The sequence below is a fragment of the Dongshaea marina genome, assembly GCF_003072645.1.
Taxonomy (GTDB): Bacteria; Pseudomonadota; Gammaproteobacteria; order Enterobacterales; family Aeromonadaceae; genus Dongshaea; species Dongshaea marina.
The window spans coordinates 4,106,850-4,128,451 of record NZ_CP028897.1 but is presented as its reverse complement, the minus strand read 5'-3'; the positions used below and the strand labels follow the sequence as shown (position 1 = coordinate 4,128,451).

Annotated in this window: 21 protein-coding genes and 1 pseudogene; 10 read left to right on the top strand and 12 right to left on the bottom strand. The window is 51.4% G+C overall.

What is annotated here, in order from left to right:
- Positions 1–43 precede the first annotated feature (43 nt).
- Positions 44–457: an aminotransferase class I/II-fold pyridoxal phosphate-dependent enzyme gene (locus DB847_RS26445; protein ID WP_325049097.1), complete on the top strand. Its 414-nt coding sequence runs from the start codon at positions 44–46 to the stop codon at positions 455–457.
- A 1,487-nt stretch (positions 458–1,944) separates the two neighbouring features.
- On the opposite strand, the gene DB847_RS19320 is transcribed toward DB847_RS26445, so the two are convergent.
- The 5 genes and pseudogenes from DB847_RS19320 to DB847_RS19300 all read right to left on the bottom strand — a co-directional run bounded on the left by DB847_RS19320 (position 1,945) and on the right by DB847_RS19300 (position 5,877).
- Positions 1,945–2,856, bottom strand: a complete 912-nt coding sequence (locus DB847_RS19320) for a flagellin (RefSeq protein WP_159084757.1) — start codon at positions 2,854–2,856, stop codon at positions 1,945–1,947.
- A complete protein-coding gene (locus DB847_RS19315) occupies positions 2,739–3,698 on the bottom strand; it encodes a flagellin N-terminal helical domain-containing protein (protein ID WP_108652164.1) in 960 nt (319 codons plus the stop codon). Before DB847_RS19315 ends, DB847_RS19320 begins: the two co-directional genes overlap by 118 nt.
- A 113-nt stretch (positions 3,699–3,811) precedes the next feature.
- Positions 3,812–5,079 (bottom strand): annotated as a pseudogene (locus DB847_RS19310) (PTS ascorbate transporter subunit IIC).
- 30 nt (positions 5,080–5,109) lie between these two features.
- On the bottom strand, positions 5,110–5,388 hold the full coding sequence (locus DB847_RS19305) for a PTS sugar transporter subunit IIB (RefSeq protein WP_234418440.1): 279 nt from the start codon (positions 5,386–5,388) through the stop codon (positions 5,110–5,112).
- Between the two features lie 45 nt (positions 5,389–5,433).
- A complete protein-coding gene (locus DB847_RS19300; protein WP_108652163.1) occupies positions 5,434–5,877 on the bottom strand; it encodes a PTS sugar transporter subunit IIA in 444 nt (147 codons plus the stop codon).
- A 184-nt stretch (positions 5,878–6,061) separates the two neighbouring features.
- On the opposite strand from DB847_RS19300, the gene DB847_RS19295 reads away from it, so the two are divergent.
- Positions 6,062–7,135, top strand: a complete 1,074-nt coding sequence (locus DB847_RS19295) for a LacI family DNA-binding transcriptional regulator (RefSeq protein WP_108652162.1) — start codon at positions 6,062–6,064, stop codon at positions 7,133–7,135.
- Positions 7,136–7,214: 79 nt separating this feature from the next.
- Here the strand turns inward: DB847_RS19295 and DB847_RS19290 are convergent, their stop codons facing one another.
- The gene (locus tag DB847_RS19290) at positions 7,215–8,000 is read right to left on the bottom strand and encodes a TVP38/TMEM64 family protein (protein ID WP_108652161.1); all 786 of its coding nucleotides are present in this window, start codon (positions 7,998–8,000) and stop codon (positions 7,215–7,217) included.
- A gap of 141 nt (positions 8,001–8,141) precedes the next feature.
- On the opposite strand from DB847_RS19290, the gene queC reads away from it, so the two are divergent.
- Positions 8,142–8,846: a 7-cyano-7-deazaguanine synthase QueC gene (gene queC, locus DB847_RS19285; RefSeq protein WP_108652160.1), complete on the top strand. Its 705-nt coding sequence runs from the start codon at positions 8,142–8,144 to the stop codon at positions 8,844–8,846.
- A gap of 50 nt (positions 8,847–8,896) precedes the next feature.
- On the opposite strand, the gene DB847_RS19280 is transcribed toward queC, so the two are convergent.
- Complete coding sequence (locus DB847_RS19280) at positions 8,897–10,141, bottom strand: phospholipase D-like domain-containing protein (RefSeq protein ID WP_199911634.1); 1,245 nt, start codon at positions 10,139–10,141, stop codon at positions 8,897–8,899.
- 205 nt (positions 10,142–10,346) lie between these two features.
- On the opposite strand from DB847_RS19280, the gene DB847_RS26165 reads away from it, so the two are divergent.
- From DB847_RS26165 to DB847_RS19250, 7 genes are all read left to right on the top strand, one after another.
- Positions 10,347–10,427, top strand: a complete 81-nt coding sequence (locus DB847_RS26165) for a MerR family DNA-binding transcriptional regulator (protein WP_267897771.1) — start codon at positions 10,347–10,349, stop codon at positions 10,425–10,427.
- Positions 10,421–10,810, top strand: a complete 390-nt coding sequence (gene zntR / locus DB847_RS19275; protein ID WP_325049178.1) for a Zn(2+)-responsive transcriptional regulator — start codon at positions 10,421–10,423, stop codon at positions 10,808–10,810. Before DB847_RS26165 ends, zntR begins: the two co-directional genes overlap by 7 nt.
- 129 nt (positions 10,811–10,939) lie before the next feature.
- Entirely contained in the window at positions 10,940–11,572 is a 633-nt protein-coding gene (locus DB847_RS19270; protein ID WP_234418439.1) for a hypothetical protein, read from the top strand.
- Positions 11,572–12,330: a queuosine precursor transporter gene (locus tag DB847_RS19265; RefSeq protein WP_108652158.1), complete on the top strand. Its 759-nt coding sequence runs from the start codon at positions 11,572–11,574 to the stop codon at positions 12,328–12,330. The genes DB847_RS19270 and DB847_RS19265 overlap by 1 nt, the downstream gene beginning before the upstream one ends.
- A gap of 134 nt (positions 12,331–12,464) precedes the next feature.
- Positions 12,465–14,132 (top strand): energy-dependent translational throttle protein EttA, encoded by a 1,668-nt coding sequence (gene ettA / locus DB847_RS19260; protein WP_108652157.1) that lies wholly within the window; start codon positions 12,465–12,467, stop codon positions 14,130–14,132.
- 218 nt (positions 14,133–14,350) lie between these two features.
- Positions 14,351–16,612: a DNA topoisomerase IV subunit A gene (gene parC / locus DB847_RS19255; RefSeq protein ID WP_108652156.1), complete on the top strand. Its 2,262-nt coding sequence runs from the start codon at positions 14,351–14,353 to the stop codon at positions 16,610–16,612.
- A gap of 88 nt (positions 16,613–16,700) precedes the next feature.
- On the top strand, positions 16,701–17,456 hold the full coding sequence (locus tag DB847_RS19250) for a 1-acylglycerol-3-phosphate O-acyltransferase (RefSeq protein ID WP_108653027.1): 756 nt from the start codon (positions 16,701–16,703) through the stop codon (positions 17,454–17,456).
- Between the two features lie 72 nt (positions 17,457–17,528).
- Here the strand turns inward: DB847_RS19250 and DB847_RS19245 are convergent, their stop codons facing one another.
- The 5 genes from DB847_RS19245 to DB847_RS24545 all read right to left on the bottom strand — a co-directional run bounded on the left by DB847_RS19245 (position 17,529) and on the right by DB847_RS24545 (position 21,550).
- Positions 17,529–17,939: a helix-turn-helix domain-containing protein gene (locus DB847_RS19245; protein ID WP_108652155.1), complete on the bottom strand. Its 411-nt coding sequence runs from the start codon at positions 17,937–17,939 to the stop codon at positions 17,529–17,531.
- A gap of 80 nt (positions 17,940–18,019) precedes the next feature.
- On the bottom strand, positions 18,020–18,853 hold the full coding sequence (locus DB847_RS19240; protein WP_108652154.1) for an ABC transporter ATP-binding protein: 834 nt from the start codon (positions 18,851–18,853) through the stop codon (positions 18,020–18,022).
- An 11-nt stretch (positions 18,854–18,864) separates the two neighbouring features.
- A complete protein-coding gene (locus DB847_RS19235) occupies positions 18,865–20,616 on the bottom strand; it encodes an ABC transporter permease (RefSeq protein ID WP_199911633.1) in 1,752 nt (583 codons plus the stop codon).
- A gap of 195 nt (positions 20,617–20,811) precedes the next feature.
- Positions 20,812–21,087 carry a hypothetical protein gene (locus DB847_RS19230; RefSeq protein WP_108652153.1) on the bottom strand — a complete coding sequence of 92 codons (276 nt, stop codon included), beginning with the start codon at positions 21,085–21,087 and terminating at the stop codon, positions 20,812–20,814.
- A 274-nt stretch (positions 21,088–21,361) separates the two neighbouring features.
- Entirely contained in the window at positions 21,362–21,550 is a 189-nt protein-coding gene (locus tag DB847_RS24545; RefSeq protein WP_159084755.1) for a hypothetical protein, read from the bottom strand.
- Between the last annotated feature and the right edge of the window lie 52 nt (positions 21,551–21,602).

The following is a 21,602-nucleotide window of genomic DNA, read 5'->3' as shown; positions in this document are numbered from 1 at the left end:
AACCCGTCAGGGTTATCTGGATAAACTAATAAAACAGGATGGATTGGGCTCTCCCAATATCCTGGGGCTGCAGGCGCTGCTTTGTGCCTACCAGCAGGGCAGCCAATGGCTGGATGCACTGCGTGACTATCTGCAAGAGAATCTGCAGCATATCAAAAAGCGCCTGACCGAAGAGCTTCCTGAGATAGGCTACCGGATCCCCGATGCAACTTACCTCGCCTGGTTGGATCTGCGCCCATTGGAGCTGGATATGAAAAAGCTACAACAGCAGATGATCCATCATGAGAAAGTGGTCATCATGCCGGGAGAGACTTACGGCCCGGAAGGGTTAGGATTTTTACGCCTCAACGCCGGTTGTCCGCGCGCTAAGCTGGATGATGGCCTGAACCGTCTGGTGCGCGCTGTCCAGGCGGTTCGCTCCAAAAGCATGAGTCCGTCGCCTCAGTCATCAGACTAATTTAGCCGAGCCCCTGAACACAGGGGCTCTCAGAAACCCCCTGAGATAAATTGACTTGCAGTTAGCAGAGCTTTTTTCCCTGCGGGAGGCTACTTGTCCTTCGGCCGATTAATGATGTGGCTTCGCCACAGGTGTGCCGGTGCTGACCGGCGGCAGGCAAGAAGGTGCGTTCGCCCGTACCCTCTTGCATCTCCCGGGGCGCCCCAGATCTCGCTACTTCCTCAAAATAACATGGAATTGGAGGCATCAAACAAATGGGATATCCCTATCCCGGTTGTTTTCTCGCGACGTCCTGTCGCTCAACCTCCAATACTCAAGTTATTATTCGGCGCTCGCTCACGGGGAATAGAAACCATCTCTTTGACTCAGCTTCAGAGTTAATCTTGGTCTTATTTGTTATTGGGTGTAATTGCTCCCGGAGCAATGAAACGCGAGATATGGATACCGAGCAGGGAGAGATTATCAGGGATGGTAATCGACGATAGCTACCTGCGGGTCAGGCCGTTCCCAGGCTGCTACCATCCTGATAGCTTTTTCCAGTTCGCAGTCCATTGCTCTCGCTTCGTTGCTGTGCAACTCCGCCCTGCCTTCCACGGCATTGATACATCCTGTATGGCAGGGGCTGCTCATTCAGTCCCCCTAACAACCCCCAGGGTGCCCCCAAATCCGCATAATTCCTCAGAATAACTAGATTTTTGAGGGAACAGACAAACGGGAAATCCCTATCCCGGTTGTCTTCTCACGACGTCCTGTCGTTCACTCTAAAAAATCTGCGCTATTCTTCGGTGCGAATCAGAGGGGGAGTTTCAAACTCCGTGAGCGAGAGTTGAGGTGAACCGCAGAGATTTGCTGTTTCTTTTCGAGGCATGGATGGCGAGCCGCGTAGCTCTGTGGAGGGATTCACAGTGCGTAGCGAGGTTTTGCCTACTTTTGACGATACAAAAGTAGGGCGCAGTCGGCGCCCCGACATTCTTGTGGCGGTAGCCACAACACTAAGTCACCCGCAGGATAAAAAGGACCGCAGCTTGACCTGCTGTCATCTTATTTGTGCCTGTGGGCACATTGCCACTGCCGAGTGGCGTCGGGAAAAGGGTATTGCTTGTCCAATACCCTCTTCACTCCCAAGGACACCCCGATATTTGCTTCATCCTCATGCTTCATCAGATTCACTAACGGACAGACGGAACGTCCCTGTTCCGGCTGTCCTTCAACTACTTCCATGTAGTTGATATGCTCATCAATAATGAATCATTCGGCGCAAATAGACGGGGCCCAAAATCCCCGTGAGCAAGCACTGAACCGAGCCGTAGAGTAATTTTGTTGTTTCTTTTCGAGACAGGATGTCGAGCTGCGCAGCTCTGCGGAGGGACTCGCAGCGCGGAGCGAACTTTTGGTTACTTTTCTTGATAGAAAAGTGACTCGCCGGTCGGGCGAGACCGACACTTGCCACGAAGTGGCAAACGGCTATCCGCAGGATAAAATAACAACTAGCCCAATAGGGTCAGGGCTACCTGCCCGCTGGCATTGGCCTGGCTGAGGATGGCGGTGGCGGCACTGCGCAGGATCTGCTCTCTGATCAGGGCCGAGGTCTCTTTGGAAAAATCAGCATCTTCAATCCGGCTGCGGGACTGACTCATCGCCTGGGAGCTGATGGAATTAACCGAGATGCTGGCCTGGATCCGGTTGATGGAGGCACCAAAATCGGCGCGGCGGGCTGAGATATAGTCCAGGGCTGCATCCACCTTGGTGATCACATCATCGGTGTCTGTAGTGAGATCCACGCTGTTTAACCCAAGGGCCGAACGGTCCACTCTCAGCACATCGACCTTGATCGACTCATCTGCATTGGCCCCAAGTTGCAGGTTATAGCGCCCGGCAAGGCGAGGGTCGACCACATTGCCATTGGTGGGGACCTCGACACTAAAGCCAGAGAGTGGGGTGATGGTCACATTGGCGGTATCATTGACCACCGAGCGGGCGGTTTTCTCGACCCCGTCACTGCCTTCGACATCCAGGCCGCCAATGGCGCCGGTGTCTTCGTTGGAAAGATTCAGGTTATTCTGCATGAAGGTGGCGCCGGCACCGCCGGTAAAGCGGGTGACGAAGGCAGCATAGGTGTTTTCATTGACCAGCAACGCATTGCCATCGCTATCCTGAAGATTGGCAAATACATCATCGAGATCATTGGTTTGATTGGTATTAAGGTAGGTCATTACATCCTTAATCCCCTGACCGCCAGCCTGTTTGATCTCCTCATGCATCATCCGCACCGCGATATAACTCACCGAGTAATGAGAGCTGCTGCCATCCCAGCTAGCGTTGGCAGCGCTGAGATCATTGGCCAGGGTGCCAAAATCGGCAGTGCTAAAGTGATTGCTGCTATCCCCATCGGCGGCCACCAGATCCCCCAGACTCGCTCATCGGCCCCATGAATAAACTCTGCTGTACCCTCCTTAAACCAGGTTGGCAGGGCGTTAAAATTCATGGTGCGTCCCATCACCGCATGTACCATCTCGTGGGCGATGATCCTGTCGCTATAAAAGGGCGGCTCTCCGCCATCCGGTCTAAGGCCGATCGGAAAATCACTCATGTCGATGTTGAGGAACATGTTTTCAGTCTTACCATCGGCGCCCACTGTGCCACTGACCGATGCCAGGAGATCGGGATCTGGTGTATCTGAGAGGTTGATATTGAGCTTGGAGCCATCGGCGGTCAGCCCATAGAGCTCTGTGATCATTGCTTCAGACTGGGCAAACCAGGCGCTAAACAGGCCATCCACCACCGCCTGTTTATTCTCATCAACCTCCGGCATCAGGGTATCGCGACGGAACAGGCTGATACCGTTAAACTGACTGTCGAAGGCGGTGGCTTCAATGTTACTTAAAAGCTGATCCACCTCGGCCTGAAGCGCTTGTTTGTTTTGTAGAGAGTTGGTTTCGTTGGCGGCCTGGATCGATAGTTCGCGGATCCTTTGGAGATCGGTGGTGATGGAGTTCAGGGCTCCATCGGCGGTCTGCAGGACAGAGATAGCATCATTGCTGTTACGGATCGCCTGGTTTAATCCTCGAATTTGTGAGCTCATTCCGGTTGCGATCGCAAGTCCGGCCGCGTCATCTCGGGCACTGTTGATCCGCATCCCGGAGGACAGGCGCTCCATCGCCTGAGTCTGCCCGTTACTACTACGGGTCAGCTGGCGTTGGCTAAAGAGTGCAGCCAGATTGGTATTGATTATGAGTCCCACGCACCACTTACCTTATGACAGGCTGTTAATTTGACTATCGGCCGCAGAAGGGAGAACTAAAGGAGGGGCAGGGAAATAACCGGGAGCCGTGAAAGGCTCCCGGGAGAAGACTGTTACTGCACCAGCTGAACAATATGTCCCAGCAGAATGCCGACGACACCAAAATCTGAGTCACTAAAGGTGGTGTTGGCGTAACCCAGGTTGCCCAGAACAGGCAGCAAGAAAACCGGTAGGAAGGTGATGAGCAAGCCTTCTGCAAAGGAGCCGATGATGGCGCCGCGTCGGCCGCCCATCGCATTACCAAATACTCCGGCGGTGGCTCCGATGAAGAAGTGGGGAACGACGCCGGGAATGATAACGGTAATGTTTAGCAGGTAGCAGATCATCATTCCCACCAGGCCTGCGACAAAGCTGCTGATAAAGCCGATCAGCACCGCATTTGGCGCGTAGGGAAAGACGATGGGGCAATCCAACGCAGGTTTGGCATTGGGCACCAGCTTGTCTGAGATCCCCTTGAAGGCCGGAACAATCTCAGCGATCAACATCCGGACCCCCTGCAGTATGATGTAGACCCCGGCGGCAAAGGTGATGGATTGAATGATGGAGAAGATAAACCAGGACTTACCCTGGCTGATATTTTCTACAAAGCCAGGGCCGGCAAAGGCGCTGGAGATGAGAAAGATAATCGCCATGGTAAAGGAGATGGCAACCGGGGTGTCACGCAGAAACATCAGGGCCTTGGGAACATTCACATCTTCGGTAGAGTGAGTCTTGTTGCCCAGTTTGCTGGCGATAAATCCAGACAAAACGTAAGAGAAGGTTGAGAAGTGCCCGAGGGCGATATCATCCGAGCCTGTGATCTGGCGCATATAGGGCTGGGCCAGGGCTGGCATCAACACCATGATGGCGCCCAGAACCACTGAGCCCAGGGCGATGAGGGCAACACCATGCATCCCTGCCGCAGCCAGAATCGCTGCGATCATCACCGCCATATACAGGGTATGATGACCGGTCAGAAAGATATATTTGAGGGGGTGAAGCGCGCGATCAGTATGTTAACCACCATGCCAAAGAACATGATGAGTGCCATCTCTTTGCCAAAGGATTTTTGAGCGATCGCCACGATCGCCTCATTGGTCGGTACCACCCCGTGAATGCCAAAGGCGTGCTGGAAGATATTGGAGAAATCTCCCAGCGCTCCGATGACGATAGTGGCACCTGCACCAATGATCAAAAAACCCATGGTGGTTTTGACCGTACCCTTAATACAGTCGGTGGCTGGTTTTCGCTGCATCAACAGGCCGATGAGGGCGATAAGCCCAACCAGTACCGCAGGAACGGCCAGCACATCATAGATTATAAAATGGAAAAAACTGCTCATCTTTCACCCCCGGGAAGTTTACAACTCGATTTAGGCCAGGGTATTGACCGCGGCTGCCAGACGCTCTTTCATCGCGTTTTTATCAACTATGTTATCCAGGGTGACGATTTCACCATTCACTCCCTGAAGCTGTGAGGTGATGTCTCGGGTGCCGACATAGATATCGGCGACGCTTCCGCCAACCGAGGCAAGATCCAGGTGATCAACTTCGGCCTCGATACCCAGTTCAGTGATCACCTTCTTGATGCTCATCTCCATCATCAGGCTGCTGCCTAATCCGTTTCCACATACAACAGTAATTTTCATCATCGTCTCTCTTTGGTTGTTCAGGGTGTATTTGTGGGGAGGCTATCGCTAATAGCGAGCGATAATCTCTTCGATCTGTTCGATGCTTTGGGAGGCACAGATGGCATCCACATCCTGTTGATTCATAAATAACTCCGCCAGCTGGGAAATGGCTTCGACATGGGAGTCGCTGTCGGTTGCTGCCAGGGTGACTAAAAGGTGCACCGGGTCATTTTCCTCGGCATCAAAGTGAACGCCCTGTTGAATGACGGTCAGGGCCAGCCCAAGCTTATTGACCCCATCCTCGGGTCGGGCGTGGGGCATGGCGATTCCCGGAGCTAATACATAGTAGGGGCCAAGCTCCTGATGGGATTTGATAATCGCCTGGGTATAGCCGGGCTCGATATAGCCCTGCTGAGTCATCTTTTCTGTGGCCAGCTCAACGGCCTGTTGCCAGTTTTTGGCCGAGGATTCAATCCGGATCAATGATTTTGGCAGTAATGGATGTAACATAGGGGCCTCCTGTATTTATATCAGGATATTCTGAAAGACAGGGAAGTTAACGTGATAAAGATCGCCAAATTTGATTCATGAATGATAGTTTTATCATTCATGTTGGATTTTTTGATAATTATGGTGCCTGTGTCACACTTTTTGATAAACAAGTATCCCCTTGGTTTGGGCAGGATTGAGTGTTGTGGGTTTTAAATCGGGTTCTCGAAAAAAGAAAAAGGTGACTCTGGCGGATATTGCCGAGCAGGTTGGCGTAGGAACCATGACGGTTTCACGCGCCTTGCGAACACCGGAGCAGGTCTCGGAGCCGTTGCGTTGTGAGATCCAGCGTGTGGCATTACAGATGGGGTATGGGGTGCCTTCGGTTAGCCAGTCCCATCCGGGCCAGGCGATGCGGGTTGCCGCCGCGATATCTTCTCAGGATTACCGGGCTTATGCTGAGTTGTTCGATCTGCTACAGCAGACTCTGGAGCAGCAGGGGATCAAGTTGCAGCTGGATATCTCAGGAAGCTCCTGGGAAGATGAAGAGCAGCAACTTGCTCAGCTTCTGCCCCTGTCTCCCGACGCCGTGATCCTGATGGCGGGGAGGCATTCCGGAAACACTCAGGCGATGCTTGAGCAGGCGCAGCTCCCGGTACTGGAGCTATTGGCCGAGCAGCCTGCCCCCATGGGGCTCAATGTGGGGATCTCCTTTCAGCAGGCGAGTTATCAGTTGACCCGTTATCTGCTGGAGCAGGGGTATCGACGGGTTGGTTTTTTTGCGCTGCATCAGCAATCCTGGCTGACTCAGCAGCAGGTGATCGGCTGGCAGCGGGCCCTGCTTGAGCAGGATTACTCACCTGATACCATCATCCATCTCTCCCAGAAGATGACCTATAGCGCGGCGGCGGCGACCCTGTCGGAGTTTTTGTTGCGCTGGCCGGATATGGATGCGCTGATCTGCAGTCATAACGAGCTGGCGGCGGCGATTTTGTTTGAGTGTCAGCGCCGTTGTATTCAGATCCCGGGAGATCTCGCTTTGGCTGGTTTTGGCGATCAGGATCTGGCGCAAACTCTACACCCGGGACTGACCAGCATGGCTTTGCCGCTGGCGCAGCTGGGAGTAAAGGCAGGTCAGCTGTTGGTGAAAAAACTCAGGGGAGAGGAGTTAAAGGAATCTCAACTGCTGCTGGAGCCCTGTCTGTGTAAGCGGCAAACCACGGCTGCCCGCGATCACCAGGGGGAGCGGGGACTCTTTGAGAAAAATGACTGGTTCTAAACTCTGGTCAGCAAGAGGCCCTCAGGGGATTGGCTGGGGGATAAGCGACCCTGAGCAGAGGGGCTGGGTATTGGCATCTCTATGCTTTGCCGTGAAGGGCAAGGCCCTTAACCTTTTGTACTCCCTTGCGGCATAGCAGCGGCAGGATGCCGAGCAGCAGCAGGGCTGTTAAAACCTGGGGCGTCAGAATATCCGAAGGTTTTTGCAGGTTGGCTAGTTGGGTCCCCGCATTCACATAGACCATGACTCCGGGCAGGATCCCCGGCAGGCTCCAAACGTAATAGCGGCGGGCCGGGATGCTGGTTAATCCCATCACCAGATTGAGCACCACAAAGGGAATAATGGGAAGCAGCCTAAGGGTCAGCAGGTAGCTTGCCCCCTCCTTCTGCAGGCCCTGATCGACCTTTTGATAGTGGTGACTAAAACCTTTCCTAAGCCAGTCTCGCAACACAAAGCGTGAGATCCAAAAGGCGAACAGGGCTCCCAATGAGCTTGCGAACAGTACCATCAGGGTTCCACAACAAAAGCCAAACAGGGCGCCGGCGACCAGGCTCATCATGACGGCGCTGCCAGGTAGAGAGAGGGCAGTTAGCATGAAACAAATCCCAATAAAAATAAGGCAGCAGTGATAATAGTGAGCTTCAAGGAGAGCATTTAGCTGAAGCTGGTGGTTTTTCAGGTTGCTCAGAGTGAGCCACTGTTCGCTGTAGTGTTGCCAGGCAAGGGCTGTGACCAATAGCAGTAACAGCAAAATGACTTTCCCCACAGAGAGTTTGAGTTTTGGGAGTAACATCTTTCGAACAGCGAGTTGAACCTGGACCAAAGCCGCGATCATAGGTGAATGGGCCGTGAAAGGGAAATCCATGCAATTTTCATGGTTATCAGATCTGCATTTGTGTGCGCAGCATCTCGTTCTATCTGCTTCAGCTGAGGCTTAGATGAGCACTGGTTGTGACTGTGGTATAGTCCGTTGGTTTTTCTTTCTTACTTACCAGGGAAAGTTCTGATGAATAAATGTGTTGTTGTTTTTAGTGGAGGACAGGACAGTACAACCTGTCTGGCGCAGGCCCTTGAACAGTTTGATGAGGTGCACGCGATCACCTTTGACTATGATCAGCGCCACAAGCTTGAGATCGAGGTTGCCAAAGAGATCGCCGCAGAGCTTGGGGTGAAGAGCCACAAGGTGATGGATGTCACCATGCTCAATGAGCTGGCGATCTCCTCCTTGACCCGTGCTGATATCGAGGTGAGCCATGAGCTTCAGGAAAATGGCTTACCTGATACTTTTGTTCCCGGCCGTAATATCCTGTTTTTGACCCTGGCTGGGATCTTCGCTTATCAGCTGGGCGCCAAGACGGTGATCACCGGTGTGTGTGAAACCGACTTCTCTGGTTATCCGGATTGCCGGGATAGCTTTGTCCAGGCGATGGCCAAGGCGTTGCTGCTGGGGATGGACTATGAGCTTGAAATCAAAACACCTCTGATGTGGTTGGACAAGGCTGAAACCTGGGCCCTGGCCGACCACTATGGCAAGCTGCAGTTTGTGCGTGAACGCACCCTGACCTGCTATAACGGTGTGATTGGAGATGGTTGTGGCGAGTGCCCTGCCTGCCTGCTTCGCCACAAGGGGCTCAAGCACTATCTGGAAAGTAAAGATGATATCAAGGCTGAAACTCTCAAGAAGAGTGGCCTGGAAGCGGTTGTAAGCTAACCGCTTACTGCTTGTTTAAAGTGGCACCCAGGTGCCACTTTTTTAGCTGTCTAGTTGTGCTTTGGCACCCTGTAGTCATGGTTGAGCTTGATTGGCTGGGTATAGGGGCCATTCCAGTCTGCATCGAAGAGGCGATTGAGTGCCCTGGCGGGCTGTTTGCCGTTGATCAGCAGTGCAATGTTGCGGCTGTTGTAAAAATACCCCCACTCCCAGTTGCTGGTGGTCAGGTAGCTGAGATCATTATCGACCACGAAATATTTTTCATGTTCGACCCGTGAGTATGGGATGTAGCGATCCTCAAGAGCAGGGATAGTGCTGATTTTGACCCGGACTCCCGGGATCAGGGAGAGCATCTTCATAAAATTGATATCCGGATGCTTGTTATTCCAGTCTGAGACGATGATTTGAACCTTGACGCCCCGCATTGCTGCATTGGCAATCGCATCCTGCAATTCACTCCAGTACCCTACATAGCCATACTTCTTAAAGCCGCTAAAGGTCATCACCTGCATCTTGAGTGAGTGCTGAGCCTGATTGATGGCGCCGAGCATCTGAGATATTTCACTATCAACACCCTGTGATAATAAGCCAACCGGACTGAAGGCGGGATGGATCAGCAGGGTCTCATTAGCGGTTTTGATTTTTATCGGTCTGAGTTCTGTGACTTTACTGCTCTGATGTTGATTGAGCAGGGCGTGATCCTGAGCAGAGTTATTATGTTTGGCAAGTCGCCAATCCAGATTGAAGATCCCGAGAATGGTTTTTGCGAGTTCGGGGCTAAGCACCCTGACCCCAAGGTTATGGATTTGAGTCAATGAGATCCAGCTCCAGTTTGCGCTGTTAAGGGAAACATTTCTTTGATCCACCACCATATATTTGGCGTGCATCACCCCGCCGGAAACTTTTGCAAAATCAATTTTTCGCACCTGAATGTTGGGTTCACTGGCAAATAGTTTCTGAGGATCACTGCTACCTCCAATGTGCATACTGTCGGTCAGGATCCGAACCTTAACCCCACGATGAGCGGCACTTTTGATGGCCGCTATGATGGGCTCAAGAGCCTCTCCAGGTTTGTTGGCTATGTAGAAGGTCCCAATATCCAGGGTATGTTGTGCCTGGTTGATCATGTTAAGCCACACCTTAGCGGTGGAGTGGATTCCGGGCTGGTAAAATATCTGCTCCGTGTGTTGTGGAATAGCCTGCATTAGCTCAAAACTGCTCTCATGTTTAGGCGCAGCCATGACTGAGATCGAGATAGCCAGAACCAGGGTCATCAAGGGGATGATTTTGATCATCGTCTCTCCTGAAAAAAGATAGAAATTCTCGAAAAGGGAGTTAGCTTAATTATATCGGGGGGAGTCGGGATGATAACTATTGTCAGGTTTGATTACTGTGAGCCTGAGCCCATTGAAGCCATGAGCTCTCCTTGGAAGGAGCTTGCTCAACACTGGAGGAGAGCCTAACATGAGCTTTGTTGCAGGTTTTGCGGGAGGTGAGTAGATGTATCGTATCGGTGAGCTGGCGAAGCTGTGTGGTATCAAGGCTGATACCCTGCGTTTTTATGAAAAAATGCCCTGCTGACCCCAAGTGCCCGCAGTGAGTCAGGCTATCGACTCTATACCCGGGAAGATCATGCGAGGCTTCAATTTATCCTGCGCTGTAAGCAGGTGGGATTCTCTCTTGCCGATATCCATGAGCTTTTATCGATCCGTGTGGATAAATCTCATAAGACCTGCATGGATGTCAAAGATATTGCAGATGGTAAGATTCGCGAGATCCAGGAGAAGATTAAGGTCCTCGAACAGTTTCAGCGCTCACTGGTTGCTCTTTCATCGGCTTGCTGCGGAGGTCCTGAGAGTGCCGAGCACTGCTCTATTATGGAGTCACTGGAGGTCTTTGCCTGTGAGGAGAGTGGCTCTTCCGTCCCCAGCTGCTCGGACCCGGAAGACTCAGTTGAAAGTTAGTTATCTCCTATAAATGAAAAAATGCTTTTAAGTTATCAATTTATTACAGAATATTAGCAGTTCTGCACTGGTCACTCTTTACTCTGGTTGAAAAGATCGCGTAGAATCTCGGGTTTTCCACAGGAAGTGTTGCGCAATACTGACATTATGTCCATCATCAGAGCGATCGCCTCGCATCTCATGCAGTGGGGGCAATTTTTTTTCGACGAAAAAAAGGATTCAGACAGGTCGACTATCGGCTTTGCGGCTAATTTAAACCAAGCTCTCGAAGATGAGCCATCAGTGTTGCAACTAATTGATAAGGAGTTACCGGCTGAGGAGCGGGAGAACCCCAGTCTGCAGAGTCTTAAAAAAATAAAGTCACGCCTGGAAAAGCTAGGGTTTACTCTTAGTCTGGATGAACTTGTGGCTGGAGCAGCCTCATCTGTTGCCAGGAAAATACCCCTCTTCGAAAGTGATAGCCTAGATAAGGCTAGTGATTGGCTGGTGAATCCTACGAACTTAGACTCACAATATCTACTGGCAATCCGTTTTCAAACGATGCAGCTTGGGATCTTTAAGCCCGGTACTGTCTTTATTGTCAATACAGACAAATGTAGTCCAGGGGGAGAAATTCAAGCTTATTTTCAAAAGGAATCGATTAAACAGCATGTTTTTCTTAAAGGATTTTATCAAAAGAATAAGTTGATGAAACATTTTAATTATGCGGATAATGGAGAGCACCTTGGGAATGTAGTGTATATACAGGGAGCTATATTTTAATGAGTGATACAGAAAAAAAACATGTTTGTGTTTGTAACTTCCGTTTATTATGGTTTCTTGTTTTGCTTTACTCCATGTTTATGGTGATGTCCAATTGGTTTGATGCCCGCTTGATATCTGTTCATGGGGTCGTTTTTAGTCCGGGTACTATTGTATTTCCTCTAACATTTCTAATCTCTGATATTATCACTGAAGTTTATGGGTATCGCCATGCCCGACGGGCTATTTGGGCTGCTTTATTCTGTAACATTCTATTTATTGGCTATACCTATTTGGTTGTAAGTATGCCATCCCCTGATTATGCAGCTTCGACTAACCAACAGATTGATAAAATACTGGGACTGAATGAGAGAATAATTATAGCCTCATTCTTTAGTTATTTGGTTTCAGAACCGATTAACAGCTATATCATCTCAAAGCTAAAAGTGCTAACTAACGGTCGTTTGACGGCATTACGTTTTTTTATAGCTACACTTATATCATCTGTTATTGATAGTTTGTTTTTTGCGTTTACAGCATTCCATGGGCTCTATAATGTAAAGCATATTTTTGATGTTGCTATTGCTGTTTGGTTAATAAAGTTAGCAATTGAGTGTATAGGTGTTATTTTTGCTGTGAAAGCAGCCAAGGCACTTAAGCGCTACGAAAAAGTCGACATCTATGATATCGGAACTGACTATAGTCTTTTTACATTAAAGGCAAACTATCAATCGCTACATAATGGCTATCGCCGCTCGGTGCGGGAGTACCTTGATTAATCCTGAGCTCTGCTATGGCTTGGAGACCCACTCTCTTTAAAAAAGCTGACGTTCACCGATGAAGCAGGTATCATCGGCTGCATTATTTTCCGGCCCGTTTCGGGCAGTTTTCAGATTCAGAGGAGTCGTCTTTCATGGCTCAGTTTGTCTATACCATGAATCGGGTGGGCAAGATTGTTCCCCCCAAGCAGCATATCCTGAAGGATATCTCTCTTAGCTTCTTCCCCGGCGCCAAAATTGGTGTGCTGGGTCTCAATGGTGCGGGTAAGTCGACCCTGCTGCGGATTATGGCGGGTGTTGATAAAGAGATCGAGGGTGAAGCGCGCCCGATGCCGGGGCTTAGAATTGGCTACCTGCCTCAGGAGCCTCAGCTCACAGAGGGTGCCACGGTCCGTGAGTGTGTTGAAGAGGCGGTTGCTGATGTCAAAGAGGCGCTGGCCCGCCTGGATGCGGTGTATGCTGCATACGCCGAGGCCGATGCTGACTTTGATGCCCTGGCCAAAGAGCAGGGAGAGCTGGAGGCGCTGATCCAGGCCAAAGATGGCCACAATTTGGAGTATCAGCTGGACCGGGCCGCCGATGCGCTGCGTCTTCCCGAGTGGGATGCCAAGGTGGATGTGCTCTCCGGTGGTGAGCGTCGCCGGGTTGCCCTGTGCCGTCTGCTGCTTGAAAAGCCGGAAATGCTGCTGCTCGACGAGCCGACCAACCATCTGGATGCAGAATCTGTAGCCTGGCTGGAGCAATTCCTTCATCAGTATGAGGGAACCGTGGTTGCGATCACCCACGACCGTTACTTCCTGGATAATGTGGCCGGTTGGATTTTGGAGCTTGACCGTGGCATGGGGATCCCCTGGGAGGGCAACTACTCCTCCTGGCTGGAGCAAAAAGATCAGCGTCTGGCACAGGAGGCTTCCTCAGAAGCGGCTCGTAAGAAGTCGATTGAGAAAGAGCTGGAGTGGGTGCGCTCCAACCCTAAAGGTCGCCAGGCCAAGAGTAAGGCTCGGATGGCCCGCTTTGAGGAGCTCAATACTCAAAATTACCAGCAGCGGAACGAGACCAATGAACTGTTCATTCCACCTGGGCCTCGCCTGGGGGATAAGGTTCTGGAGGTCAAAAACCTGTGTAAGGGCTATAACGATCGCCAGTTAATTGATGATCTCTCTTTCTCGATTCCTAAGGGCGCGATCGTCGGGATCATCGGCCCCAACGGCGCCGGTAAATCGACCCTGTTCCGTATGTTATCGGGTCAGGAGACTCCGGACTCTGGCTCTATCGATCTTGGAGATACGGTTCAGCTGGCTTCTGTGGAGCAGTTCCGCGATCACATGGATGATAGCAAAACCGTATGGCAGGAGGTCTCGGATGGCCAGGATATTCTGCGCATCGGCAACCTGGAGATCCCGAGCCGTGCCTACGTAGGCCGCTTTAACTTCAAGGGCTCCTCCCAGCAAAAACGCATTGGTGAACTCTCAGGTGGTGAGCGTAACCGGGTTCACCTGGCCAAGCTGCTGCAGGCGGGCGGTAACATGCTGCTGCTCGATGAGCCGACCAATGATCTGGATGTTGAAACCCTGCGAGCCCTTGAGAACGCCCTGCTGGACTTCCCCGGCTGCGCCATGGTGATCTCACACGATCGCTGGTTCCTCGACCGGATTGCGACCCATATCCTCGATTATAACGATGAGGGTCAGGTGAACTTCTTTGAGGGGAACTTTACCGAATATGAGGACTGGAAGCGCAAGACCTTTGGCGCCGAAGCGCTGCAGCCACATCGGATCAAATATAAGAAGATGAGTAAGTAATCCAGCGTTAAGTTTGGATAAGATGCCAGCCTTCGGGGCTGGCATTTTTGATCTGCGGTCTGGCTGGCGTTAAAAGGCTCGGGAGGCGGGGCGGAGTATGCTAATATTCCCTGTTATCAGCAAAGGGCCATCGGCATATCGCCAGCTCTTTGAGCCTGTACAACTAAAACCGCAGGCAGCCTAAATTTCGACTCTCTGGAGTACCAAAGTATTTAGTCATGAGTGATATCAGCGATCTGAATTTAGAGGGAACCGAGCAACTTCCGTTGAGAAGTTTTGCCGAAGAAGCCTACCTCAATTACTCCATGTACGTGATCATGGATCGTGCGCTGCCCCATATCGGGGATGGCCTCAAACCCGTGCAGCGACGCATCATCTATGCGATGAGTGAGCTTGGGCTCTCGGCGGCCAGCAAGCACAAAAAATCGGCCCGTACCGTGGGTGATGTATTGGGTAAATATCACCCCCACGGAGATAGTGCCTGTTATGAAGCCATGGTGCTGATGGCGCAGCCCTTCTCCTATCGTTATCCCCTGGTGGATGGCCAGGGAAACTGGGGGGCACCCGATGATCCTAAATCTTTTGCCGCCATGCGTTATACCGAAGCTCGCTTATCTCGCTTTTCAGAGGTACTACTCTCTGAGCTCGGGCAGGGTACCGTCGAGTGGCAACCGAACTTTGATGGTACTCTCAGTGAGCCCCAGCTATTGCCGGCACGGCTGCCGCATATCTTGCTCAATGGGGTGACCGGGATCGCGGTGGGCATGGCAACCGACATCCCGCCTCACAACGTACGTGAGGTGGTTAGCGCCTGTATTGAGCTTTTGGAGAACCCCAAGGCTGAACTGAGCGATCTGCTTAGCCATGTGAAGGGGCCGGATTATCCAACCGAGGCTGAGATCATCACACCGGCCACCGAGCTGCATAAACTCTACGAGACAGGCCGCGGCAGCATCAAGATGCGTGCGGTCTACTCCCGGGAAAATGGAGAAGTGGTGATCAGCGCGCTTCCCCATCAGGTTTCCGGTGGCAAGATCCTGGAGCAGATCGCCGCCCAGATGCAGGCGAAAAAGCTCCCCATGGTGAGCGATCTTCGCGATGAGTCCGATCATGAAAACCCGACCCGGCTGGTGATCGTGCCGCGCTCTAACCGGGTGGATATTGAGCCTTTGATGAAGCACCTGTTTGCCTGCACCGATCTGGAGAAGAACTACCGGGTGAACTTCAACATGCTGGGGCTGGATCGCCGGCCTCAGGTCAAGGGCCTCAAGACGATTCTGAGCGAATGGCTCAGCTATCGACGGGAGACGGTCCGAAAACGCCTGAGCTACCGTCTGAATAAGGTCAAAGCCAGGCTGCATATCCTGGATGGCTTACTCATCGCCTTTTTGAATATCGATGAGGTGATCGAGATCATCCGCAATGAGGATGAGCCTAAACTGGTCCTGATGAGCCGCTTTCAGCTCAGTGATAAGCAGGCCGAGGCGATTCTCGATCTGAAACTGCGTCACCTGGCCCGGCTCGAAGAGCAGAAAATCCGTGGTGAGCAGAGCGAGCTGGCCGAGGAGCGGGATAAGCTGGAGCTTATTCTTGGCTCGGATCGTCGCCTCAATACCCTGCTCAAGAAGGAGCTCAAGGCGGATGCCGAGAAATATGGGGATGAGCGTCGCTCTCCACTGATTGAGCGTGAAGAGGCTCAGGCGTTCACCGAAAAACAGCTGTTGCCCAGTGAAGCCGTGACCGTGGTGCTTTCGGAGAAAGGTTGGGTCCGCAGTGCCAAGGGAGTTGAGGTTGATGGCAGCAGTCTCAGCTATAAGGCCGGCGATAAATTCTGTGCCAGTGCTTCGGGCAAGAGCAACCAGTCGGTGGTCTTTATCTCCAGCACCGGGCGGAGCTATTGCCTTGAGGCTCATACCCTGCCTTCGGCCCGCAGCCAGGGAGAGCCCCTGACCGGGCGCTTTACCCTGAGCCCGGGAGAGCAGATCCATCATCTGCTGATGAGCGATGAAAAATCCCATTACCTTATCGCCAGTGATGCAGGTTACGGCTTTATCGCCACGGTACAGGACATGCTGGGTAAGAATAAAAGCGGTAAGGCGTTTTTGAATGTTCCTCAGGGGGGAGAGCTGTTAGCACCTCAGCCGGTGGGCTCAGTTGAGCAGGATCTCTGTATGGCGATCTCTAACGAGGGGCGGATGCTGCTGTTCCCGCTTAAAGATCTGCCGATTCTTGCCAAGGGCAAGGGGAATAAGATCCTCAATATCCCTTCGGCCCGGGTCAAGGCCCGTGAAGAGTTTCTGCAGTGGTTGCTGGTGGTTCCGCCGGAGCACAGCGTGGTTCTCTATGCAGGAAAGCGTAAATTGACCCTGAAGCCTTCCGATCTGAAGTTTTACCGGGGAGAGCGCGGGCGACGTGGAGCCAAGCTACCGAGAGGGCTACAGCGGGTCACCGGCTGTGAGCTGGAAGCACCTGCTAAATAGTGGTCGTTTTTTTAAACGATTATTCATTGTGTTGTACAGTGGCGATCAGTATACTCCGCCACTGACTTTGTTCGAGATTGTTGTTGCTATGCTCAAGCTTATCCGTATTGTGCTGTTGGCACTATTTATTGTGATTTCTGCGGTCTTTGGTTGTATCTACTGCCTGTTCCGCCCGAGAAATCATAAGAATGTCCATACTATGGCGCGCTTCTTTTTCTGGGCGACCCGTTTTTTAGGGGTTAAGGTTCGACTCAAGGTTGCTGATGAGATCAAGGAGCTGGGCTCTGCGGTCTATATTGCTAACCACCAGAGTAACTTTGATATCTTTGTCCTGACTGGTGCGGTGCAGCCGGGCGTGGTTTCTGTGGGAAAGCGCAGCCTGGCCTGGCTTCCCTTCTTTGGCCAGCTCTACTGGTTATCCGGAAATATTCTGATCAACCGTGAGAAACAGCGCAAGGCGGCGGATACCATTCGCCAGGTGGTTGAGAGCATTCGCGAAAAGAAAGGGATGTCGGTCTGGATGTTCCCTGAGGGAACCCGTAGCCGTGGCCGTGGCTTGCTGCCTTTTAAAAATGGTCCGTTTCATACCGCGGTGCAGGCTGAGGTGCCTGTGGTACCTGTGGTGTGCTCCGATTATGTCGGGCAGATCGATCTCAATCGTTGGAACAACGGTGAGATCTTAATTGAGATCATGCCACCGATTCTTAAAGATGCTCCGCAGCGTGAATCGGCCCGAAAGCTGAACATTCATTGCCGTCGCCTGATGGAGGGCAAGCTTGAGGAGCTGAACTCTCAGGTTCAGCGTCCCGAGCCGCTGCCCTCCCAGAAGATGCCTGCCTCCTGAACACAGATTGAGGCTTGACCATGCACGATGAAGCTGCCAGGTTTGCCTCAAAGCCGAATAAGGCAAAAGAGCCTAAGATGGAGACCTCGGGTCTCCATCTTTTTTTGGATTAAAACCATGGTGTTTCATCAGTTGATTGACCCTGGAGTGACTGTACTTAACTCCTTTGAGCAGCCAAATCGCCTTTGAGAGACTACGGCTCGACCAGCGTTTTGCCTGCAAATCGTAAGCTGCAGGACTTTGTTGTTTGAGGAGACGAAATAGCTCCTTTATCTCATTTGAGTCGAGTTGAGGCTTTCTGCCGGTATGCGGTCGGTTTTTCAGTCGCCCGAGTCCTTCGGATCTGACCTGCTTGCACCATAGGCTGATACTTCCCTGTGAGACACCTATGGCCCGGGCAGTTTGAGATTGGCTATAGCCCTTTTGCAGGTGTAGGTAGACCGCCAAAAATCGGCGTTGTTCATTGTTGTTAGAAGAGTACATAGTTGCTTTGCTCCTTGCTTGATCTAACGGGTACTGAGGTGAACCAGGGCCTCGTGGATGTGGAACCCCTGGTGATGCACTCAATCCTGCATAAGGGCAATTTCAGTTGGGCTGTCATGCTCGCTCAGCGGCTTTATTAGCTGAGCCGAGATGAGATCTATCTTGTTTTGAAGGTAGGGGGAGTGGCTCTGTCTTGGGTGCTCCTCGACGATCCTGGTTTCAAAGAGAACTCTTCCTGGGTTGTGATCAAACACAATCACCCGATCGGCTATCTCCACCGCTTCTTCAACGCTATGGGTGACAATCACCATAGAGCGGGTATGGATCCCCTGCTGCTGCCATAAGCGGAGCATATCTTCCCTGAGCTTTCCCCCGGTGGCGATATCCAGGGAGGAGAAGGGTTCATCCATCAAAAGAATGGTTGGTTCAACCACAAAGGCCCGGGCGAACCCAACCCGCTGACGCATTCCTCCCGATAACTCCTTGGTATAGGCATTCTCATATCCTTCGAGTCCAACCAGACGGACCGCTTCGATCGCCTTGGCATTACTTTCACTCTTAGGTAGCCCCAGGGCGTCAAGCCCGAAACGGACATTTTCCAGGACGGTTAGCCAGGGAAGCAGAGCAAAGCTCTGAAACACCATGGAGATCTCCTGGCGCGGTTCAAGAATGAGTTGATCCTGGTAATAGACATGACCGCTTGAAGGGGGCAACAAGCCCGCCAGCGTCCTCAGGAAGGTGGATTTTCCTGAGCCTGATTTACCTAAAATCGCCACAATCTCACGATCATAGAGCTGAAAGTTGATGCCATCGAGAATGTGATGAAACTGCTTATCTTCGCTCATCAGAGTCTGGCTCAGGTTATTACAGTGCAGCAGCGGCTGACGGTCTTGCGTATTGATATTTTTTTGCATGATGATACTTCCTAAACTTTGTAGCGGGTTTCAGCCAGGCGATACAGAGGCTTCCAGATAAAGATGACGCACAGAGCAACCAGAAAGCACAGGGTACTGACGGCGAGTGCAGCCTGGGGAAGCTGGTTATCTGCGCTTGTTTGAGCGATCAATGCTCCCAGGCCATCTGCGGCAATGGTTTTACTTCCCCACTGCAGGAACTCGCCGGCAATAGCTGAATTCCAGGCGCCGCCAGCTGCGCTGATGATGCCGGTGACCACATAGGGAAAGACCACTGGGATCATGAATTTGAACCACCAGTTCCAACCACAAATGCGAAAGCTGCGCGCCATTTCGAGCAGATCCTGTGGTATCGAGGAGGCTCCGGCGATCACGTTAAATAACACATACCACTGAGTGCCCAGCATGATGAGTGGGATTGTCCAAAGGTTGAGTGGCTGGTGTGTGATAAGCAGTGCCAGGATGATGGCCGGAAAAAAGATATTGGGCGGAAGGGCGGCCATGATCTGAATCACGGGTTGGCAAATCCGGGTCAGGCGAGGATTCAGGCCAATCCAGATCCCAAGGGGCGTAAAGATAACGATACTGAGCAGCATCGCCACAGCGACCCGCAAGCTTGTTTTAAACATCAGGGGGATCAGGTAGCCCATGCTACCACTTGGGTAAAAATCCCAGAGCAGATGCCCATAGTAGATACAGGCTGTGATGATCACCCCATACCAGAGCAGGGTTGTACTTTGACGAAGCGTTTGCGGCACAGCGATCGCTTTGAGAGACATACGACGTGCAATGAGAGTCGGTGTATTCACAAACAGATAGCGAGCCTTTTGACACACAGAGCCGATGGCATGGGTGAAGACACCCCGGGTGATCAGGTTATAAAACCAGGAACTATGCGATCTTTGAGAGCGAATGCTCTCGTATTTAAACTTCTCGGACCACTTGACCAGAGGCCGGAACAGAAGCTGGTCAAAGAGAATAATGTTCAAAACAATAGCGAGCACTGCGAATAGCAGAGCAGGTAGGCTTGCCTTATCCAGGGCCAGCTGAATATAGGAGCCAACGCCGGGGAGCATCACTGTCCGGCCTCCCAGCGGGATCGCCTCGGTTGCAACCAGAGCAAACCAGGCTGCCGATTGAGAAACCATGGTGTTCCACAGTAAGCCTGGTACTGAGTAAGGAAGCTCGATACGCCACAGCTTCTGCCAGGCATTAAGATGAAATGTCCGGGCTGCATCCTCTAGCTCCCGGGGAATAATTCTCAGGGTCTGGTAGAACACTAAGGCCATGTTCCAGGCCTGGCCGGTAAAGACGCCAAAGATTGCCGCAGCTTCCAGACCCATCAGGTTATTGGGGAAAAGGAATACAAAGAAAGCCGTGGTAAAGGTCAAAAAGCCGATCAGGGGGGCTGATTCCATAAAGTTGATAAGGGGTAGGATGATGCGGGCAATGTGTTTGTTTTTAGCACAGGCATAACCTGCGACTATTGCAAATACAAAAGAGAATAGCATTCCGATGATTAATCGCATGCTGGTGCGCAGGGTGTAATAGGGGAGTGTTGCCGGATCCAGGGTGATTGGAGCAAGCTGGCTATCAGGCAGAAACTGTGTGTGCATATCGTGCCAGCCAACAAGGTAGAGCCACAGGCAGCTCCCTGCAATGATGAGAACAGGCAGATCCTGATAGTTAAATCGCATTTTTAGAATTCGAGATAGCTGAGCAGAAAATTGATCCAGCTTGGAAACAGATTTTATTCCATGCATAGGGATACCCTCAAAAATAGAGTAATTAATAAGCAATTGTTTTATAAGTTAATCTTCGAGCGGTGAGGTGTTTATCCCGGGATCAGGCCAGGGGAACCAATACCGCAGAGCGATCAATAACCAGGGGGTTGTAGTGGTGTAGCTATGGTATAAGGCATGCTTTTTTCCTTATATGATCGAATCCATGACTCAGGCTCAGTTAGCCCAGGCTTGTCTTTTTCCCGGCTCTTTTTTACTAAAGGGAAGGACCTGGCGAACCGGTGGGTGATATTCACTCGCCTTAAAAGTGCTATCAGACTTAACTTTTGCTACAGGTTTCAGCTGTACTAATCGTAGTGTTCCAGGTTCTTCAGGTTTATTTGGAGCTGAGTTATCCCCTGTATTTTCAACAGGGGCGAGAATATCGTTAATAATTACATCCAGCCGATCCGGTTGAAGAAATTTAATAACTTTGATAATAAACAGGCGCATTTTTCTATTCCCTTTTTACTGGGCAATAAGAATCTAATTACATGGAGAGCGAAGCTCATGTAATGGATTAATATAGAAATCACCATAGGAGCCAGTTGCCTCAGGCTTTGATATTTCAGCGAGGAGGTCCTGGGCTATGGTGTGGGGAGTGCTCTCAAATGCTCAGAGGTTGTGTGCAGCCAGACAAGCAATCGACTGCTCCTGGTGTTACAAACCAGCCGCTACTGGGAACCGAATTTCAGTTAACCATTTGAGTAGACTGGTTTTTCAGAGCTTAGATGAGAGCGTTGCGCCTTGGAGGAGCCGAAAGTTGCTCACTGCGATAGAGCAGCATCAACAGACTTTCGGGATGAATATTGGGGCGATTATAGTGATTGATCTTAGAGAAGCTGTAACACAAGGCAAGGCCATCCCTGCGGCAGTGAAGCCGGGAATTTTTTATGGAGTTAAAAAAATGACGCATGGCTAAATCCCTCCATTGCGCTTACCTTAATAATTACCGGCGCAAATGTAAC

Coding starts and splice junctions, on each gene's coding strand:
- DB847_RS19305 (WP_234418440.1), bottom strand. CDS start 5,388: ATGATGAAAATTACTGTTGTATGTGGAAACGGATTAGGCAGCAGCCTG.
- DB847_RS19300 (WP_108652163.1), bottom strand. CDS start 5,877: ATGTTACATCCATTACTGCCAAAATCATTGATCCGGATTGAATCCTCG.
- DB847_RS19290 (WP_108652161.1), bottom strand. CDS start 8,000: ATGGATTTCCCTTTCACGGCCCATTCACCTATGATCGCGGCTTTGGTC.
- queC (WP_108652160.1), top strand. CDS start 8,142: ATGAATAAATGTGTTGTTGTTTTTAGTGGAGGACAGGACAGTACAACC.
- DB847_RS19280 (WP_199911634.1), bottom strand. CDS start 10,141: ATGATCAAAATCATCCCCTTGATGACCCTGGTTCTGGCTATCTCGATC.
- DB847_RS26165 (WP_267897771.1), top strand. CDS start 10,347: ATGTATCGTATCGGTGAGCTGGCGAAGCTGTGTGGTATCAAGGCTGAT.
- DB847_RS19265 (WP_108652158.1), top strand. CDS start 11,572: ATGAGTGATACAGAAAAAAAACATGTTTGTGTTTGTAACTTCCGTTTA.
- ettA (WP_108652157.1), top strand. CDS start 12,465: ATGGCTCAGTTTGTCTATACCATGAATCGGGTGGGCAAGATTGTTCCC.
- parC (WP_108652156.1), top strand. CDS start 14,351: ATGAGTGATATCAGCGATCTGAATTTAGAGGGAACCGAGCAACTTCCG.
- DB847_RS19250 (WP_108653027.1), top strand. CDS start 16,701: ATGCTCAAGCTTATCCGTATTGTGCTGTTGGCACTATTTATTGTGATT.
- DB847_RS19245 (WP_108652155.1), bottom strand. CDS start 17,939: ATGTACTCTTCTAACAACAATGAACAACGCCGATTTTTGGCGGTCTAC.
- DB847_RS19240 (WP_108652154.1), bottom strand. CDS start 18,853: ATGCAAAAAAATATCAATACGCAAGACCGTCAGCCGCTGCTGCACTGT.
- DB847_RS19235 (WP_199911633.1), bottom strand. CDS start 20,616: ATGCATGGAATAAAATCTGTTTCCAAGCTGGATCAATTTTCTGCTCAG.
- DB847_RS19230 (WP_108652153.1), bottom strand. CDS start 21,087: ATGCGCCTGTTTATTATCAAAGTTATTAAATTTCTTCAACCGGATCGG.
- DB847_RS24545 (WP_159084755.1), bottom strand. CDS start 21,550: ATGCGTCATTTTTTTAACTCCATAAAAAATTCCCGGCTTCACTGCCGC.